The sequence below is a fragment of the Methylobacterium sp. P3_A11 genome, from assembly GCF_056403155.1.
The window spans coordinates 31,388-47,698 of sequence record NZ_JBFUGA010000018.1 but is presented as its reverse complement, the minus strand read 5'-3'; the positions used below and the strand labels follow the sequence as shown (position 1 = coordinate 47,698).

The following is a 16,311-nucleotide window of genomic DNA, read 5'->3' as shown; positions in this document are numbered from 1 at the left end:
CGTTCAATTGCGGACGGATGCTCGACGGCTGGGAGCACCGCATCACGGCGCCGTCACCATCAATCTGGTCGCGCCAGGAGGCGACGGCGGGCAGGAGGTCGGCGGTGTCGAGGCTGGTTGGCATGACGGTGGGATACCGATCACAGACGGGACCGCTATGCGACGCCTTCGTCCACCGATAAGCTTCAGCGCTTCGCGAGCACGAAGAAGCGAGGGTAAGATCCGAAGGCCGTGATCGAAAGCGCGATTTCCAAACTGATCTTGCGGCCAGCTGTCGACGACGGCAGCCCGAAACGGGATCCGTCAGAGACAGGCAGGGCAGGCGCAGCGGCAACGCGACGCCGAGAGGGGCGAGTTCGAAGAGGGGACTGCCGATTCCGAGCGAGGCGCATGGCGCAGGCGAGCGCCGAGCCCGATGCGCCCGGAGACTACCGCAGTCATCTTCGTCTATCAGAACCGTAGAAATCGAGGGCGCCGAGTCCCGAGAGGAGCAATCGATGCTGAGTCCGGTAGAGGCGTTGCGAAAACTGCGCGACGAGATGGTGATGGATCGCCGCAAGTTGGTGGATCAGCAGGAGAGCATCCGGAACGTACAGGCCGAAATCGAGGCAATCGATCGGGCTATCGCGGACGAGGAAGCTGTGCAGAGCAGTGAAAACCAGAAAATCGAGTAGCGTTTCAGATTGAAATCTTCGCCCCGGTTAGATCGTCTCGTATTCCCGTCCCCGTGCCCTCGCGCGTCCTCTCCCGCTGGCGTATGCTTGACGCCAAGCAGGAGGCTCCCATGGCCGAGCAAGATCGTGCGCTCATCGACACGCACGGCGAACAAGACAACGTCGCCTTGGCGCAATTAGGCGCGGCCGTGATCCTGGCTTGGCCCTTATTGGAGTCCGACATGCAGCGCGATTTGATCGCGACAGCAAACGTCGTGGATGGCGTCAAAAGAGATCCGAGTTTCGAAGCGGCCCTGACTCGGCTTGTTCAGATGAACACTCGGAGCAGAGGTTGATCATACAGACCGGGTCAAGGGGTCGTCGCCACCGCCGAGCCCATGCGATCGCCAACACCATCTGAGCCGCTCGAGGCTGCGGGCGTCACCGTCATCGAGGAGAATGGCAAGGGGCCGGGGGGCGGCTGAGGAAGGGTCGAATACGAGCGACGCTGTCTGAGCCAAGCTATGCATGTATTCCAGTTCAATCCCCGCCGTGCCATGCTTGGTCCAAAGGGAGGATGATCAGCATGCGACGGTTCGCAAGCCTTGGCCTCGCGCTCGCCTTCGGGGCTGCCGGTTTCACCGCTGGAGCCGCAGCCAAGGCGCAAGACATCAAACGAACCGAACTCAACCGCTCGCCGGTGTCTGGTGACGATACCAAAGAGATCGTCATGCAGCTGGTGGAGTTCCCGCCGGGCGCCACCTCACTTCGGCATTTCCACAACGGCGAAGAGGCTTTCTACGTGCTGGAGGGCGGCACGGTGCAGGTGCCTGGTCAGGTGCCGAGAGAGCGGGCTAGCGGTGAGCACGGCATCAACCAGCGCGGCGTACCGCATGCGGGTTATACGGTGGTCGGCGAGCGAACAATCAAGATCCTGTCAGTGTACGTCATCGACAAGGGCAAGCCGTTGCAGGAGCCTGCGCCTTGATCGCGGACCAGCCCGAGCACCTGAAGGCGAAGGACTATCTGAAGTGAGCAACGCTGAAGCCGAGCCTTGGGAATTACGCGAGATCCTTCGGCTCGCGACGGCTTTGGCAGAGCATTTTTTGAAGTCAGACGCCGCGGAGGTGTCAGCTCACCCTGAGAGGCTCAAGGTTCTCCTAAGCGCCACCCAATTCCTCCATGACCACGATGTGTCATGGCCACCCGTCCTGCGCGAGGCCGTCGTCAAAGCCGCGGAACGCTTGGAGGGAATCCGTGGACGTTGAGGACCGCGACTTCGAGCACTCGCCGCTGCCCGGCTCATTCGGCCGCGATGGCGCGGCTGTCGATGTCGAGATTTACCGGTATTCCAGCACGCAGGAGCCCTGGCGGTTGGTCGCGGTCGATCTGGCGTCGGGTCGCTCCACCGCTTGGGCTGGGACCTTCGCGACGGAGCAGGAAGCCTACGCAACCTTCACTGCGATGGTCGAGGCGGACGGCATGGCGTCGTTCGCGGCATGGCGTTGCGGCACGATCCACTTATTTGAGCCCATCATGGTGGGATCGGCGTTGAAGGCTGCGCAATCACGAATGGATGGAGGCTCGGATGCCGCCCATGCTGACGAAGACGATCATCGGCGCCGTCATCGCCATCGCCCTCGCGGCGGCCGTCTCCTATGGCCTTGTCAGCCAGCAGACCGCTGACCAGATTCAGACCAAGGCGAACCAGACGCTGCAGAACGATCAAGGCTCGCTCGGACCTACGTCGCAGCAGCCACCGCCGCCCCCGTCGAACTCGATCCCGCAGGCCCCCGGCCAGCCTGGCGCATCACCGCAGCCGCCCGCACCTGCTCCGAAGCAGTAGCGGCTCTATATCGGCCGCATGCCCACGCTCGGCCTCAAGCTTCCGCTCCGCATCTGTGTCCTCGAAGAGACCGTGTGCGTCGAGGACGCCAACGGTCGCTGCACCGGCTACATCTATTGGTCCGACGATGGGCAGTGCCGATCCAGCAGGGGACGGTTCTCCAAGGCAGAGGCTATCGAGCAGGTGCGGGTGATCGCGAGGGCCTGGGCCGATGCACTCGCGTCGAACGGCACGCTCAGCACCGGACCAGCGCCGGGTGCGGGCGCTGCAGCAGCCGAGCCATCACCGCAGGCGTAATATCGCACCCACTCCGCCGCCTCGTGGAAAAGGCCCTGAAGGCGAAGCGATGATGACGGCTCGGACCGGCGCCCTATCTCGGCCGACACTGGCTCACGAGAGGGTGCATGTCCCACTTCCAGGCTTCCCGCCACATCCACCGTACAAGCTCCCGAATGAAGGCAGAAACGCGCGAGACGACCTCTGCGGAGGTCCGGGAGGAAATCGAGGAGGCGCGCCGGGCAGTCGACGAGCGCACGGAGCGACTACGGGCGATGCGGTTGGCTCGTGCAGGCCGGGGCTCCTGAAGCAACTCTCGAAACCGCCGGCCTCACCGTTATTGAGGAAAACGGCGAGGGGCCGCGGGCGGGGCTTAAGAATGTTGCGCACCCTGCTCGACACCGCCATCCCGGCGGATGTCCTGCCGGGATGCGCTACCGTCCGGCCGAATTGACGATGAGCCGTTGATTGCCTAGCCCACGCTCATTAGGTCACTAGCCTTCGCCAGGAGATGTCAATGGCTACGGACAACAAGCGCGGCAATCGCGAAGCCAAGAAGCCCAAGGCTCCGAAGGTGAAGACCAACGCCTCGGCGCCGTCGACCAAGGGCATTGTGACTGCAAAGCCCGCTGCGGGCTCGAAGAAGTAGGGTGGCGCTCAGATCGGCTGGATAGAGATGTAGTCCGTCTGGCCGCTCTCACCCCTGCCCTCTGTTGGCCATCATCGTGTAGGCCCGGCCCTCGACGCCGCCGTACCGATAGCTATCGTGCCTGGATGCGCACAGCTCTCGCCGCCCTCGCTCTCTTTGTCGCTGCCTGTGGGGCGCAAGCGCAGCAGCAGATATCAACCGTCCCTGAACTGCTGACAGCTGAACTGAAAGCTGCTCAAGCCTGCGAGGGATCTGGTGATCCCGCCATCATCAAGGAGCAGTGCAGGCTCCGAGATCGGCTGAGCGGCCGCTTGGCCCAGGCCGGCCACTGCTATGGCCGGAAGGGGCAGGCTGAGGGAAAAATGGAATGGCACGCCTGCCAGCCGGACTCGATCTATGAGGACGACATCGAGGCAGTGCAGCCCTGACGGCTACTCGACCGCCTCCGGGTGCCGCGACCACACGCCTGTGTAGTGCCGCAAGATCTGCGAGCAGCCATTGTGCGATCGGCGGTGTGAGAGAGTCAGGTGCCCCTGTGCGCTGTAGACACCCATGACCGTAACGCGGCCGTGGCAGATCGGACAGCGCTTGAGGACGTTGCTAGGCAGCAGGCGCGCCTCGTTGAGACTGACAGCTCGCCAAGCGCCGTCCGCTTTCACTTCGCAGGTCTGTGCTGACGGCGTCGGCATGCCCGACCATGCCGCCTCGGCAGACCGCTCGCCAGGGCTGCGAAGCCACACCTCATCCGCTCGGCCACACCCCAGTCTGCGCACGGGGCGGGAGAGCGTCCGATCTCACCAGAGTATGAGCCGAGCCGATACGCAACTTGGCTCGGGGTACGATGGCAAGTGGCGGTTACCGGGCCGTGCGCGTGCCTGCGGCTCAGCGATCCCGCGCCGAGATGCCAAGCACGATAAAGCCCCCACCGCGGACCGACCGGGCAGTGATGTAACTCCCGCAAAACGACTTACGACGAGATATCTTCGTCTTCCACGGATTCAATTGCCGCGATAGCGATTTGTATCTCAGCAATCTGTCGTATAGAGCTACGGGAAGGTATAGTTTTCGACGTGGCGGCCGCGACAATAATGCTACGGCGGCGAGCTGCAAGCAGATCGTGTAATTCGCTCAGTTTATCTGTATTACAAAATTCCACTTGAACTAAAGATGCCAATCTGTGGAATGGCACTACTGTTGATGAGTTTTCGGCTTCACGAGCTTCGTGCTCGTCAGGAGACAGGATTTTATCCATGGGTGCGCCTGTCCATTGCAGGCCAGCGCGCTTGTCGCTCAGTCGCCGGAGCCTGAAAGGTTTCACCCTGCGATCCGTCAGTCTCGCATGGATCGCGGACGCCGCATAGAAGAACCTCAGCCTGCAGCGAAGGCTCGATTACTCGCGTGTGCGAACGGTATAATCACCAACGAAAGAGCCCCCCGCGGCAGTGCCGGCGGGGCTGATGTGATCTTGGGGAAACTTGAGGCCCGGTCTACGCGCAGGCGGCAGCGGGGTCCCAGGCTCTGACTCGAAACGCGCTTGTCTGAGTTCGAGACCACTGCTCTTCGAGTGGGCCGGCTCAGCGGCCCGCCAGCCCGACCTTCGCCAGCACGATCCCGCCGAAGTCCAGCAGCGCCGCCGAGGCGAGCCCCCAGCCGATCTTGCGCAGATCCCGCACCTGCCGGGCGACCTCGGCGAGCCCCTTGGCGGCCTCCGCCTTGGCGCCGTCCACCGCCTTGTCGATCCGCCGCTCGATCTCGTCGCGGGCGACGAAGTGCTCTATGTCGCGCCGGTAGGCGACGCCCTCCAGCTTCTCGTCCATCCGGTCGAGCTTGCCCCCGAGCGCGTCCATCTGGCGGCCGGTGGCTTCCACGCGCTCGATCAGGCGCCCGATCCACTCGGGCAGATGGTCGGCCATGGCCCCGGTCCTTCGCTCGCCGCGACCCGGCCGCGCTGTTCGCGCCCGGGACGGTGTTTCGTCCGTCATCGCTGCGCGCCCACGGTCCCGGGGCTCACCCCTTCGGCCCGATCATCTGCGGCACGATCTTGTCGACCGAGCGGGCCAGCATGTAGGCGGCGATCCCGACGGTGAGCAGCGACCACAGCTCGGCCGGCACGCCCTTCAGCGCGGCCACCACCTCCACCTACAGTCCGACCATGGGCGAGACCACGCCCACCCAGGTGATGATCGCCAGCGCCCAGAGCACGGTGATCGGCCGGGCGTTGCGGGCGAGCCGGCTCTCCGAGCCGGCATCGGTCTTCATCACCTCGGCCATGGCGCGGCTGAGGTCGCCCTGCTGGTCGATCAGAGTCTTCTGCAGCTCCAACTGTACCTGCAAGCGCTGGCCCTCGTCGGGCAGCACCTTCGCGAGGATCGGGCCTATGGTGCCGAGCAGCGAGGGGAGAATGGCGAGGAAGCCCATGGTCAAGTGCCCTTCTGCATGTTRTGGCGGATCGCATCCCGCAGGCGCAGCCACCAAGATTCGATGGGGACGGCCGGCGCGCCGGTCATCGGCCCGAGCGGATCGGGGCGCGGCGGGTGCCGCTCCCCCGGATGCGCGCACCGGGGCGGGATCGCCCCGGCGGGCATAGACGGTGCCGTAGGCGGACAGCCCGGCCTGGTCCCGCTCGGCCTGCCGGCGTGTGAGGATCGCGGCCGGCCGGTCCCATAGCAGGAAGGCCTCCACCGCCCGCGGCAGGTCGCTGGCATTGGCGAAGCGCACGACGCTGGACTGCGCGAAGTTGGCTGGGCCGATGTTGAAGCCGAGCGAGCAGCAGGCGTCGAAGAACGGCTGCGGCACCGGTTTGGCGAGGGCGGCACGCACGGCAGCCAAGTAGGGCTTGAGATCGGCCGCGAAGAGCGCGTCGGCCTCTGCCTCGGTCAGGATCAGCCCGGCCGTCACGACGGGCGGCCCAGCGGCCGAGGTATGGCCCCGTCCGATCGTCCATGTTCCAACGCTGTCGGGGTAGGCGCGCAGACGGCAGCCTTCGCGCGCCGCCAGGGTGCTGTCCGCGTAGATCTGACCCTGCGTGCCGCCCGCGGGCTCCGCGGACAGCGGCTGCAGCTCCAGCGCCCCGTTGCCGCGGATCTTCACCACCGCCCGGCGCGTGGCCGTGCCGGGCGCCGTGGTCTGGACATCGAGACAGGTGCCCTGCGCCATCGCGGTGAGACCCTCTTCTGCCGTGCCCAGAACGGCGACGGCGTTGGCGGTGTAGGCACCGCCCGCGTGGTAGCCGGCGCCGAACAGACCGAAGAGCCGGTCGGCCGCCTTGATCGGCAGCGGCGCCCCGACCACACCCCGGGCGGYCCGGGCGTTGCAACTGGCGACGGGCGCCCGGGTGCCGGCCACATCGTCCCCGAAAGCGTCGAGCTGGACGATGGGCTGCTGGCCGAGTCCGAGGACGTGCAGCGGTGCGCTCGGGGAAGTCACCCCTGACAAGCCGACATAGCCAGTCGCGGCCGCGATCGTCATGGCCGTCCGGAAGACGGCGCCGTCCGGGCTCGTCTTCAACGTCAGATCATCGCTGCCGAGCGTGCCAAACAGAACCTGGCTCACATAGCCGGTCTGCAGGATGAAGCCGGCGTCGTGGGCCGCGGTCTTCTTGTTGAGGGTCAGGCGCATGTTGCCGGCCCCCGGGGTGACATCGTCCCAGGAGAGGAGGGCGGCCTCGGACTTCACCGCGAGGCGGTTGGTGGCGTCTGCGGCGGTGTTGATGCCGAGCGTCGGCACGCCGGTCTTCAGGTCGCCGGCGGAGACGGTCGGGTGGCCGCCGGGCGTAACGCCATCGTGGACGACGAGGCGCCAGTTGGTGGTGTCGACCACAAACTCGCCCGGCTTCCCGACGAAGGTCGCGAGGAACGACCACGCGTCCCTCAGCCACTGCGTGCGCACGCTCATGCGGAGACGAGCCCCAGATCGAGAAAGTTGGGATAGGGGTCGGAGGCGCGCCCGAAATCGTCGTTGCGGACTGCCGTCTGTGAAGCGAACCCATGATCCGCACCGCGGCCGAGGGCCAGGGTCTCGGCGACCGGCCCGAACCGGCCCGAGCCGATCGGCGTCACCGTGTAGGGGGTGCAGGTCGCAAGGTCCTGCAGCGCGTCGCCGAAGATGTTGAACGCTTGCAGCTTCAGGGTGAGCGTCGTGCCGATATAGGCGGCCGGCACGCTGTAGCGGAACACGGCCTCGTCGAGCCGGGTGAAGGGCGTCCCGGCCGGATGCGCGCCGATCGCCGAGCCGTAGAGCCCGCGCTCCAGATAGGTCAGGGCGAAGGCGTGGGATCCGGTGAGCGTCGCCGTGGCGTAGGAGACCAACTCCCGGTCGACCAGCGCCAGGATCACGCCATCCCGCGCGTCGGCCTGTGTCGCGGAGGCCAGCGTCCCGCCGGATCGGCCGAGATCGACCGACAGCGTGTTGCCGAGATCGGGGTTCGGCCAGGCCGGCGCAGCCAGGTCCGCGGTCAAAACGCCCTGGCGGGACGGTTGCGTGAGCGTGCCGATCTCGACGAAGGTCGACCCGTCGCGGGAGACCCAGACGTTCGCCCCGCCCCAGAACGGGTCGGCATTGGCGCCGGAGGCCGCGATCCAGACCTGGGGCACGCCCGCGGTCAGCGCGGCAGGCGGCTCGAAGATCAGCGAGTCGTTGACGGCCGCCGGTACCACGCCGCGGTCGATGCCGGAGCCGGTCGCACCGACTGTGGGATAGGCCGCTGCGGTTGCCGTGCCGCGCGGGAACTCCTCGGCCGTGACGGTGAGGAGCCCGTCCTCGTCCTCCTCGATCGCCGTGATGCGCACCGGCGCCCGGGCGAGCCCGAGCCCCGGGTCGGTCAGGGTCACGATATCCATCGGCTCCAGGAGGCAGAACTCCCAGGACAGGCGGAACGTGAAGGTGTTGCGGATGTAGAGGGCGCGCTGCAGGGCGAGCTGCGCCACGAGGCGGCCGATGGAGAGCGCGCAGATCTCCCGGGCGGTGATCGTCCCCCCGACCTTGAGGCCGTAGCGCTCGATCGCGCCCTGGTCGCGCGCCTCGACCGTCGTCGTGGTGTAGCCATGACTGCGATCGGAGCACTCGACGCGCTGGACGTTGGGCAGACCGTAGGGATCGCTGCGCGCGATCCGCACCGGATCGTCGCCCTCGGCGGCCAGGAAGTCGTCGTCGGTGAGGTCGTAGACCGGCGTGACGTCGGGCACGTAGGTGACGCGGGCGCCCGAGTGGGTCGTGCCGGTCACGACTTGGTCGCCGTAGGGGACGATCTTGAGCCGCGCCCCCGACCACACCGCCGCGCTGTTGGTCAGCCTCAGCCAGCGCGCCAGGATGGCATTCGCCGTCTCGGCGTCGGTCAGGGCCGGGCTGAGCCCGAGGCCGAGGGCCGCGCAATAGGTCTGGTAGGACGCATCACCCGACGCGCCGAACAGGCTCATCGTGGCCTCAGACCGGGTCGGCCTCGGCGGCCGCGCGTGCGGCCCACAGGCTGAAGAAGCGCGGGTGCCGGCCCGGCTCGGCGAGGACGGGGTTGCGGGCGAGCGGCTCCTCGACCACGGCTTGAGCCGGCGAGAAGGCGTGCACGAGAGTCAGGGGATCCGTCACGGTGATGATGCCGCCGTGGGCGTAGGCGCGACCGTAGCGGAAGACCACGACATCGCCGGGCTGCGGCCGGGCGACCTCCGCAGCGCAGTCGAACACGAAGCCGAGGTAGCGCTCGTCGGCGCGGTGGAGGTGCCAGTCCTGCGGGTAGGGCCGCGGGTCAAAGGCCGGCACGAGCCCGGCATCCACGAACACACGCACGAGGAGCATACCGCAATCGACGCCGACGCCGCGCAGGTCGGCGCCGGGGTGGTAAGGCGTGCCGATCCAGCTCAGGGCGTCGCGCACGAGCGTTTGGCGCCCTTCGTCTTCAGCATGCATGGCAGGCCCCCGACGCGCTCCATGCAAAGGCACGTGACCGCGCGCCGCTCGCTCCTGGAAGGGATCAGGTTCGATGGAGCACTTCAGATCTGATGCAGAATCCCGATCCCGAAGGTCGACGCTGGATCGCGACTGGGCCTTGGGCTTCATGTCGGAAGGGGACGTTCCGTGCTCGACCCGTGTCGGCCGTGCAAACAGTTATCAGCGGTTCCCGAGAGCGGTCGTATGCCGGCCGCTTCCTAACGTCCCCTCGGATTTGCTTTGCAACAAAATTCGATAAGTCCACGAAATTGCTAAATCTGGTATTTTCCTATCAAATACAAAAAGCACTAAGATATCGAGGTAGCCTGTCCAATTTGTAATTTATACTGATCCGCAATATTAACTAGTATTAGGCACAAGATAGATTAATGCGAATATAATAACCACCTAAATTCGGTTATATTTAATCTACATACTCATCGACGCTCGCTAAAATATTTCCCGAGATTTTAATTCCTAGTTTATCCGCGGTTTTCATATTAATAACTACCCGGTATTTGCTCGGTTGTTCTACAGGAAGGTCGCAAATTTTAGCCCCCTTCAGCAATCTATCCACGTAACTGCCGGCGCTTCGAAATATATCAGGGATATTCGTTCCATATGACATGAGAGCGCCGTCTCTCACGTACAGTTCGTTGTGAAACACCGAAGGCAAGCTCTGCTTGAGAGCTAGTGCCGCGATCCGCTTCCTTTCGACAACAAATGAAGGATCCGGCTGTGCTGCGAGACACGTATGGCCATCTTGCTGAATAGCAGCAAATGCAGATTCCAGGTTCGATATGCCATTTATCTCGAGAGGCTCAATTCTCAAATTTAAATTGCTTTCTTCTAATTTAATCCGGTCCACGTACTGACGAGTGTCGGACGTATCAGTATTGACCATAATTTTTGCGACTTTTATGCTGGGGATGGCCTCTTTTATAACTTCAAGCCGCTTTTTGATGAGATCAGGGAATTCTATCCCCGTTATGTTTCCGTCCGGATGAGGTATGTTTTTGACCAACCCGCGCCCGACCGGGTCAAATGCTGCAATAAAGACTATTGGCGTTTCTTTTGCTACTTTTTGCAGTGCCAGAGCCGAATTCGGGCCCGCTCCTATCAATATATCAAAATTCTTCGATGCGAGCTCTGCAGCCATGGCTTGAAAATGTTCCGGAATTTCAGCCGGAAATCGATGCTCGATGATAATATTTTGGCCTTCGAAAAAGCCGTGATCAGCAAGTCCCCGACGAAAAGCGCTCATGTATAACGCTTCTTGGTCCGGACCGGCCGCATGCCAAAGCAGACCGATCCGAGGAACATGATCCTGCGCCCACGCAGGGGGCATGAGCGCCTTGAGGCTGAGCCCGGCTATAGAGCCCGAGAGAAGTGTTCTCCGCAGCATTGCATCTCGCAAAGCAATATCGAACCTCGCAAAGCAACACTTGGATATCTATCAAAAAATTCCGCGGTCCACCAGATGTGATTCACAGCGGGCGCTTGCATTTTCGACGGCCGCTTTATGACAGCTCGTCCGCGTCGAGGCGACCGCAATGGGGCATCCTATATCCGCCCACTCTCAGGAGGCACTTACGACTTCGGTCGTCCGCTTCGCCGCCATTTCAGCGGAGGGGCATTCGTGTCGAACGTTTATGCGCCCATATTTCCTACTTGATCGAGCCGTTCATGCATCAAGGTTCGCAGGTTGTGCGCCTGGGTGTTGCCCAGGTCGCTGCGGCAACAGCACGATCAGGGCGACGATGAAGGCGACGAGCACAGCCGAGGCGATCGGTCGGCTCAGGTTCAGGCCCCCGTCGGCGACCGGCTTGTCCAACAAGTCACCCACCGTCGCGCCGAGGGGGCGCGTCAGGATGAAGGCCGCCCAGAACAGGCCAACCCGCGAAACCTTCGTGCGGGCGTACAGCAGGACGACCACGGCCAACGCCGCCGCAAAGACCAGCGCGCCGCCTTCGTAGCCGAGGCCGCCGGTATCCGCGAGCCAGTCGCCGAGTGCCGTTCCGAGCGTCTGCGAGACTGTGATCGCTGCCCAGTAGAATGCCTCGGACCGTGGGGTCGAGACCGTCTCGACCGACACCGTACCCTCCGTTGCGTACCATAGACCCAACACTGCCGCGAGGCAGACCAGCAGTACGCTCGACCCGCCCGTATAGCCGATGCTCAGCGAACGGTCGGCGAAGTCGGCCGTCGTGGTGCCGAACGTCGTCGAGGCGATGATCGTTGCCCAGTACAGGGCCGGGTTGAACCGGCGCGACAGGATCTGGGCGATCACGAGCGCGACGAGCACGACGGCGAGCAGCGCCGTTCCGGCAAGATAGCCCCAGTCCAACGTCATCGTGACGGTGTCGCCGCCGGTCTCGCCGAGCGTCGTGGCCAAGATCTTGATGATCCAGAACCCGAGAGTGACGGCGGGCACCTTGCTGAGGGCGCGCTGCGTGCTGTCGTCCATCGATCGGCTCCTTCGGTCGGGGGAAAGATCACTCGGCGTCGGCACTGGCCGGATGCGCGCCGGCCCGCTGCGGGATGGCCAGCACGCACGCGACCATCAGGACGGCGAGCGCGGCGGAGATCGTGATGTCGCTGATGCCGAGGCCACCGGAGGCCGGGGGCTTGTCGAGTGAGTTGGCCAGCGTGGCGCCGAGCGGCCGGGTCAGCACGAAGGCCGTCCAGAACAGCAGCGGTCGGGAGACCCTCGTGCGCCAGTACAGCGCCGCCGTGCCGGCCAGCGCGGCCAGTATGAGCAGGGCACTGCCGTCGTAACCGAGCCCGGTGCTGTCGGCCATCCAGTCGCCGAGCGCGGTGCCGAGCGTCTGGGAGAACATAATCGTCGCCCAGTAGAAGCCTTCGGCCCGCGGGGTCCGAACGGTCTCGACCGCGACGGTGCCGAGCGTGCGCTTCCACAGCAGCAGGGTGAGCACCACCGAGGAGAGCAGGATCACCGATCCGCCGGCGTAGCCGATGCCGAGCGAGCGGTCGCAGAAGTCGGCGAGCGTGGTGCCGGCGAGCGTAGTCGCGGTGATGGCCGCCCAGTACAGAGCCGGGTGGAAGCGGTCGGCGCGGATCTGCGCGACGAGCAATACGATCAGGGCGGCGGCGAAGATCGCGGTTCCGGCAAGGTAGCCGAGTCCGAGCGTCAGCGTCACCGCGTTGCCGCCGACCTCGCCGAGCGTCGTGGCGACGATCTTGATCGCCCAGAAGCCTGTCGTGACCGCGGGGACCTTGCACTCGGCGGATCGACTGTCGTCGTTCATGCGGTACGGCCCTGTCGCTGGAGAGCCGGACCGGCGTGGCGAAACGGGGTCGGCTCTGGCCGCGCGCAGTAGCGCGGCAGAATGAGGACAGAATGAGCTGCGCTCCGGGAGCTTGGATCGTCAGCTCGGCAGGACGACCCGGGCCAGGACGCCGCGCTGTCCGTCCCGGCGGTTCTCGACCGTCAGGCCGAGACCGTGGCGCTCCGCCACCCGATGGGCGATGGCGAGACCGAGCCCAGTGCCTTCGATATCCTTAGGCGCAGCGCGGAAGAAGCGGTCGAACAGGCGTTCCTCGCTGCCCGGCGGCAGACCACACCCGGTGTCGCGCACTGTGACGACGCACTGCCCGTTCTCCTGGGACAGACCGACATCCACCTGCCCGCCGGCCGGGGTGTAGCGCAGGGCATTGTCGAGCAGGCTCGCGACGAGGGTCCGGACCTCGGCCTCTGCGCCATCGATGACCTTCGATGCTTCGATCTCAGCGCCGAGGTCGATGCCTGCACCTTCGGCGAGCACAGCGTGGTCGGCGACGCAGTCGAGTAACAGCGGCCCGACGTCGACCGGCTCCCCGGCGTGCGGCACCTGATCGTCGAGCCTCGCGAGGCGAAGCAACTGATCGACCAGCCGGCTCGCGCGGCGAAGGCCGCCAGAGAGTGCCGACCTTCCTTCGGCCGGAACTGGACCGTCCGCCCAGGCCAGTGCATCGACCTGGGTCTGCATCGCAGCAAGCGGCGTGCGCAGCTCGTGGGCGGCGTCGGCTACGAATTGCTTCTGCGCGTTGAGCGCAGCCTGAAGGCGCAGGATCAGCCCATTCAACGCCTCTACCAGCGAGGCGATCTCCGTGGGCACGGTTGAGGTCGACAGCGGAGCCGTCGCTGCGGCGCTGCGACCCGCCAGATCACGCACCAGTCCGTCGAGGCGGCCGAGGACCCGGTTCATCGCCCACCCGACGACGATCCACGAGAGCGGAACGAGCAACAGCAGTGGTGTCGCCGCCCCGAGTGCCGCGTTGCGGGCGAATTCGGCGCGGACCAGATCCCGCTGAGCGACGCGCACCGTCAACGTGCCGCTCTCGGTCGTGTAGGTGCGCCAAGGCTCACCGCCCATGACCGCGTCCGCGTAGCCAGTCCGCTCAGGCCGATGCGCATCCACCCCGGGGTCACTGCGCAGAATCGTCGGGCCTTTCCAGATCGTGACCGCGATCTGATCCTCGGGGTCCTGGTCGGCAGCGGGGGGTGCATCGGCTTCGGCGAGGCCGGGACCGGCGTTCAGGGCGACCTGCCGCAACTGGCCGTCGAGGAAGTCGGCAGCCTCGCCTCGGTCCAGGATGTAGGCGGCGACCATTGCGGCAAGCCCGACACCAGCGAGCAGGGCGGTCATCCAGCCGAGTGCGGTCCGGCGCAGCGAGGGGCTGCTCATGGCTTCGGCACCATCCAGCCAGCGCCGCGGACGTTGAGGATCACACTTCGGCCGACCCGGCGACGGATCGAAAGTATGAGGGCATCAACGGCATTGCTCTCGACCTCCTCGCCCCAGCCGTAGATGCGCTCCTCGATCTGAGCACGCGACAGGATGCGGCCCGGCCGCTCCATCAGTGTGCGCATAAGGGCGTACTCACGGGCGGGGAGCAACGCGGTCGCATCGGCGTGCGTCAGCGTGTGGGTCTCGGTATCGAGTTCGGTATCGGCAGCTAGAAGGCGTGCGGTCGCGCGCCCGGCCCTCCGGCGTAGCACGGCTCGCATTCGCGCCAGAAGCTCGCGCGTTTCGAAGGGTTTGACGAGGTAGTCGTCCGCGCCGAGGTCGAGACCGCCCACCCGGGTATCGAGCGCGTCGCGCGCGGTAATAATCAGGACGGGCGTGTCGTTGCCGGCGGCGCGGGTCATTCGCAGAAGATCCAGACCGTCGGCCTGCGGCAGGCCGAGGTCGAGCAGGACGAGCGTGTGGTCGCCCGTCCGCAGGGCTGCGTCTGCGTTGGAGCCGTTGCGCACCCAATCGACCGACATTCCTTCTGCCCGCAGGGCGGCGGACAGCCCCGCGCCGATCATGCCATCGTCCTCGATCAGCAACACGCGCATCAGCGTCTCGATCGCTTGCCTCCCCCGTTCCTACACCGGAACGCCTATTCGGGGGCGGGTTGTTCGAGCCACGTTTGCCACGGTTGTGGGATCCACTTTTTTAAACTTTCCTCCGTCAGAAGACGAGCTGAAGACCATCCGTCTCAGCCGTAAGTCGTTGTCAGCCGGGCCAGCAGGACGCGGACCTTCTGAGGGTCTGCGATGTGTCGGGATCATACGACTCCAAGGCTCAGAATCCGCTCATCAGAACGCCGCCTCGGGCGTGGGCACGAACGGGAAGCCGCGGAAGTTGGCATCGTTGGCGAACCTGGACCGGCAGGTCGCCAGGGTGTGGTCGCAGCCCTGATAGGCCGTGAAGCCGTCGCCCGGCGCCGGGGGCGCCGGCAGCGGGTAGGTGAGCGTCAGCCCGGTCGCGTCCGCCAACTTGATCGTGGCCGACACCCCGGTGTTGCCGCCCGAGGTGAACGTCACCGTGCCCTGCGTCAGCGCCTCGCTCGCACCGGCCCAGGGGATGACCGTCGTGCTCGCCCCGTCGCCGACCGCCCCGGCCGAGGCGTAGGCCTGCCGCACCAGCCGGCAGCCGGTGTCGTAGAGCGTGTGGTTGCAGGTCGGCTGCCAGACGTTGCGCGGCAGGTCGATGTCGAGGAGCGTCAGCTCGCTCGCTACCGTCAGGATCGCGCCGGTGCGCCCGACCTGATCGACGCTGGCCAGGCGCCCGGTGAACAGCGTGACCCCGCCGATCGGCGGGGCGTCCCAGGCGGTGAGGAACGCCCGGTCGCGACGGATCGTGCAGCCGTCGAACACGCCCTCGCGCAGGGCCACGAGGAACGGCACGCCGCCGACCGTATCGGCCGGGCGGGCCGAGACCGTGATCCGCTGCTGGTCAACGTCGAGGCCGGTGGTGCAGCGGTAGCGCAGCCCGTCGACCAGCACGGAATCGGCGCGGTAGGTGGTGCCGTTCAGCGCGATCGGCACGTCAGCGTCGGTGTAGGCGAGGATCAGGCCCGAGAGCAGCGTGAAGGTGAAGCAGTCCGCCATCAGCAGCCGCTTGTCGGCCCGCGCGCGCATCTCGGCCAGGTAGGCGACGAGGCCGGGATCGGCGGGCCTCATGTGGTCGCACGCTCCGGAACTTGACGCCCTCCGCCTTCCACAGCCCGGCCATGACGTTCTCGAAGTCCTGGATGTCGTCGAGGAAGCGGCACAGGTAGGCGAAGTCGAAATCGGCGCCGATCACCGCGCCCGCGGCCGGCGCCGCCGGCAGCACGATCCGGTTCGGCGCGGCGAGGCTCCAGCCGTCGGCAGGCACGCCGTCGACGGTGACGGCGCGCAGCGCGGTCACCCAGCCGATCGGCTCGGAGAAGCCGCCGAGGGTGCGCAGGGCCGGGAAGACGCGCGTTGCGCCGTCGCCGATCCCCACCGCGCCGGCCGCGACCGTGCCATCGGTCGGGTCGGTGTAGAGGAAGGTGCCGAAGCGGCCCTGGCAGCGCAGGAACAGGCCGAGCAGCGCCTGCAGGGAGTTCACCCCGAGGCCCGGGAAGGCCGCGCCCGCGTCCAGACCGTCGAAGGTCACCTCGAACTCCCACAGCGGCGCCGCGTAGAGGCTCGCGCACCTCCCGGCCGGAGA

General features: G+C 65.7%; 19 protein-coding genes. 6 read left to right on the top strand and 13 right to left on the bottom strand.

Going from position 1 to position 16,311, the window contains the following annotated elements:
- Positions 1-497: 497 nt before the first annotated feature.
- From AC1DXK_RS08485 to AC1DXK_RS08460, 6 genes are all read left to right on the top strand, one after another.
- Entirely contained in the window at positions 498-674 is a 177-nt protein-coding gene (locus tag AC1DXK_RS08485) for a hypothetical protein (protein WP_457105889.1), read from the top strand.
- Between the two features lie 110 nt (positions 675-784).
- A complete protein-coding gene (locus tag AC1DXK_RS08480) occupies positions 785-1,009 on the top strand; it encodes a hypothetical protein (protein WP_457105890.1) in 225 nt (74 codons plus the stop codon).
- Between the two features lie 230 nt (positions 1,010-1,239).
- The gene (locus AC1DXK_RS08475) at positions 1,240-1,641 is read left to right on the top strand and encodes a cupin domain-containing protein (protein WP_457105891.1); all 402 of its coding nucleotides are present in this window, start codon (positions 1,240-1,242) and stop codon (positions 1,639-1,641) included.
- 600 nt (positions 1,642-2,241) lie between these two features.
- Complete coding sequence (locus AC1DXK_RS08470; RefSeq protein WP_457105892.1) at positions 2,242-2,499, top strand: hypothetical protein; 258 nt, start codon at positions 2,242-2,244, stop codon at positions 2,497-2,499.
- 793 nt (positions 2,500-3,292) lie between these two features.
- Positions 3,293-3,424: a hypothetical protein gene (locus AC1DXK_RS08465; RefSeq protein WP_457105893.1), complete on the top strand. Its 132-nt coding sequence runs from the start codon at positions 3,293-3,295 to the stop codon at positions 3,422-3,424.
- A gap of 125 nt (positions 3,425-3,549) precedes the next feature.
- On the top strand, positions 3,550-3,852 hold the full coding sequence (locus tag AC1DXK_RS08460) for a hypothetical protein (protein WP_457105894.1): 303 nt from the start codon (positions 3,550-3,552) through the stop codon (positions 3,850-3,852).
- Between the two features lie 539 nt (positions 3,853-4,391).
- On the opposite strand, the gene AC1DXK_RS08455 is transcribed toward AC1DXK_RS08460, so the two are convergent.
- From AC1DXK_RS08455 to AC1DXK_RS08395, 13 genes are all read right to left on the bottom strand, one after another.
- The gene (locus AC1DXK_RS08455) at positions 4,392-4,676 is read right to left on the bottom strand and encodes a hypothetical protein (protein WP_457105895.1); all 285 of its coding nucleotides are present in this window, start codon (positions 4,674-4,676) and stop codon (positions 4,392-4,394) included.
- Positions 4,677-4,998: 322 nt separating this feature from the next.
- The gene (locus tag AC1DXK_RS08450) at positions 4,999-5,337 is read right to left on the bottom strand and encodes a hypothetical protein (RefSeq protein WP_457105896.1); all 339 of its coding nucleotides are present in this window, start codon (positions 5,335-5,337) and stop codon (positions 4,999-5,001) included.
- A gap of 94 nt (positions 5,338-5,431) precedes the next feature.
- The gene (locus AC1DXK_RS08445) at positions 5,432-5,554 is read right to left on the bottom strand and encodes a hypothetical protein (RefSeq protein ID WP_457105897.1); all 123 of its coding nucleotides are present in this window, start codon (positions 5,552-5,554) and stop codon (positions 5,432-5,434) included.
- Between the two features lie 9 nt (positions 5,555-5,563).
- On the bottom strand, positions 5,564-7,318 hold the full coding sequence (locus AC1DXK_RS08440) for a 3TM-type holin (RefSeq protein ID WP_477297429.1): 1,755 nt from the start codon (positions 7,316-7,318) through the stop codon (positions 5,564-5,566).
- On the bottom strand, positions 7,315-8,838 hold the full coding sequence (locus AC1DXK_RS08435) for a phage tail protein (RefSeq protein ID WP_457105899.1): 1,524 nt from the start codon (positions 8,836-8,838) through the stop codon (positions 7,315-7,317). The genes AC1DXK_RS08440 and AC1DXK_RS08435 overlap by 4 nt, the downstream gene beginning before the upstream one ends.
- 7 nt (positions 8,839-8,845) lie before the next feature.
- Positions 8,846-9,322, bottom strand: a complete 477-nt coding sequence (locus AC1DXK_RS08430; protein WP_457105900.1) for a C40 family peptidase — start codon at positions 9,320-9,322, stop codon at positions 8,846-8,848.
- Between the two features lie 445 nt (positions 9,323-9,767).
- Positions 9,768-10,607 (bottom strand): ABC transporter substrate-binding protein, encoded by an 840-nt coding sequence (locus tag AC1DXK_RS08425; protein ID WP_457105901.1) that lies wholly within the window; start codon positions 10,605-10,607, stop codon positions 9,768-9,770.
- A 420-nt stretch (positions 10,608-11,027) separates the two neighbouring features.
- On the bottom strand, positions 11,028-11,810 hold the full coding sequence (locus AC1DXK_RS08420) for a COG4705 family protein (protein WP_457105902.1): 783 nt from the start codon (positions 11,808-11,810) through the stop codon (positions 11,028-11,030).
- A 28-nt stretch (positions 11,811-11,838) separates the two neighbouring features.
- A complete protein-coding gene (locus AC1DXK_RS08415) occupies positions 11,839-12,612 on the bottom strand; it encodes a COG4705 family protein (protein ID WP_457105903.1) in 774 nt (257 codons plus the stop codon).
- A 120-nt stretch (positions 12,613-12,732) separates the two neighbouring features.
- A complete protein-coding gene (locus tag AC1DXK_RS08410) occupies positions 12,733-13,992 on the bottom strand; it encodes an ATP-binding protein (protein ID WP_477297425.1) in 1,260 nt (419 codons plus the stop codon).
- Positions 13,993-14,027: 35 nt separating this feature from the next.
- The gene (locus AC1DXK_RS08405) at positions 14,028-14,687 is read right to left on the bottom strand and encodes a response regulator (RefSeq protein ID WP_457105905.1); all 660 of its coding nucleotides are present in this window, start codon (positions 14,685-14,687) and stop codon (positions 14,028-14,030) included.
- A gap of 243 nt (positions 14,688-14,930) precedes the next feature.
- Entirely contained in the window at positions 14,931-15,755 is an 825-nt protein-coding gene (locus AC1DXK_RS08400) for a DUF2163 domain-containing protein (RefSeq protein WP_457105947.1), read from the bottom strand.
- Positions 15,664-16,257, bottom strand: coding sequence for a DUF2460 domain-containing protein (locus tag AC1DXK_RS08395; protein ID WP_457105906.1), 594 nt, complete (start codon positions 16,255-16,257; stop codon positions 15,664-15,666). Before AC1DXK_RS08395 ends, AC1DXK_RS08400 begins: the two co-directional genes overlap by 92 nt.
- Positions 16,258-16,311: the final 54 nt, after the last annotated feature.

Bases quoted from the DNA above. Each gene is read 5' to 3' on its own strand.
- AC1DXK_RS08485 (WP_457105889.1), top strand. From the start codon at position 498: ATGCTGAGTCCGGTAGAGGCGTTGCGAAAACTGCGCGACGAGATGGTG.
- AC1DXK_RS08480 (WP_457105890.1), top strand. From the start codon at position 785: ATGGCCGAGCAAGATCGTGCGCTCATCGACACGCACGGCGAACAAGAC.
- AC1DXK_RS08475 (WP_457105891.1), top strand. From the start codon at position 1,240: ATGCGACGGTTCGCAAGCCTTGGCCTCGCGCTCGCCTTCGGGGCTGCC.
- AC1DXK_RS08470 (WP_457105892.1), top strand. From the start codon at position 2,242: ATGCCGCCCATGCTGACGAAGACGATCATCGGCGCCGTCATCGCCATC.
- AC1DXK_RS08465 (WP_457105893.1), top strand. From the start codon at position 3,293: ATGGCTACGGACAACAAGCGCGGCAATCGCGAAGCCAAGAAGCCCAAG.
- AC1DXK_RS08460 (WP_457105894.1), top strand. From the start codon at position 3,550: ATGCGCACAGCTCTCGCCGCCCTCGCTCTCTTTGTCGCTGCCTGTGGG.
- AC1DXK_RS08455 (WP_457105895.1), bottom strand. From the start codon at position 4,676: ATGGATAAAATCCTGTCTCCTGACGAGCACGAAGCTCGTGAAGCCGAA.
- AC1DXK_RS08450 (WP_457105896.1), bottom strand. From the start codon at position 5,337: ATGGCCGACCATCTGCCCGAGTGGATCGGGCGCCTGATCGAGCGCGTG.
- AC1DXK_RS08435 (WP_457105899.1), bottom strand. From the start codon at position 8,838: ATGAGCCTGTTCGGCGCGTCGGGTGATGCGTCCTACCAGACCTATTGC.
- AC1DXK_RS08430 (WP_457105900.1), bottom strand. From the start codon at position 9,322: ATGCATGCTGAAGACGAAGGGCGCCAAACGCTCGTGCGCGACGCCCTG.
- AC1DXK_RS08425 (WP_457105901.1), bottom strand. From the start codon at position 10,607: ATGAGCGCTTTTCGTCGGGGACTTGCTGATCACGGCTTTTTCGAAGGC.
- AC1DXK_RS08420 (WP_457105902.1), bottom strand. From the start codon at position 11,810: ATGGACGACAGCACGCAGCGCGCCCTCAGCAAGGTGCCCGCCGTCACT.
- AC1DXK_RS08415 (WP_457105903.1), bottom strand. From the start codon at position 12,612: ATGAACGACGACAGTCGATCCGCCGAGTGCAAGGTCCCCGCGGTCACG.
- AC1DXK_RS08410 (WP_477297425.1), bottom strand. From the start codon at position 13,992: ATGACCGCCCTGCTCGCTGGTGTCGGGCTTGCCGCAATGGTCGCCGCC.
- AC1DXK_RS08405 (WP_457105905.1), bottom strand. From the start codon at position 14,687: ATGCGCGTGTTGCTGATCGAGGACGATGGCATGATCGGCGCGGGGCTG.
- AC1DXK_RS08400 (WP_457105947.1), bottom strand. From the start codon at position 15,755: ATGCGCGCGCGGGCCGACAAGCGGCTGCTGATGGCGGACTGCTTCACC.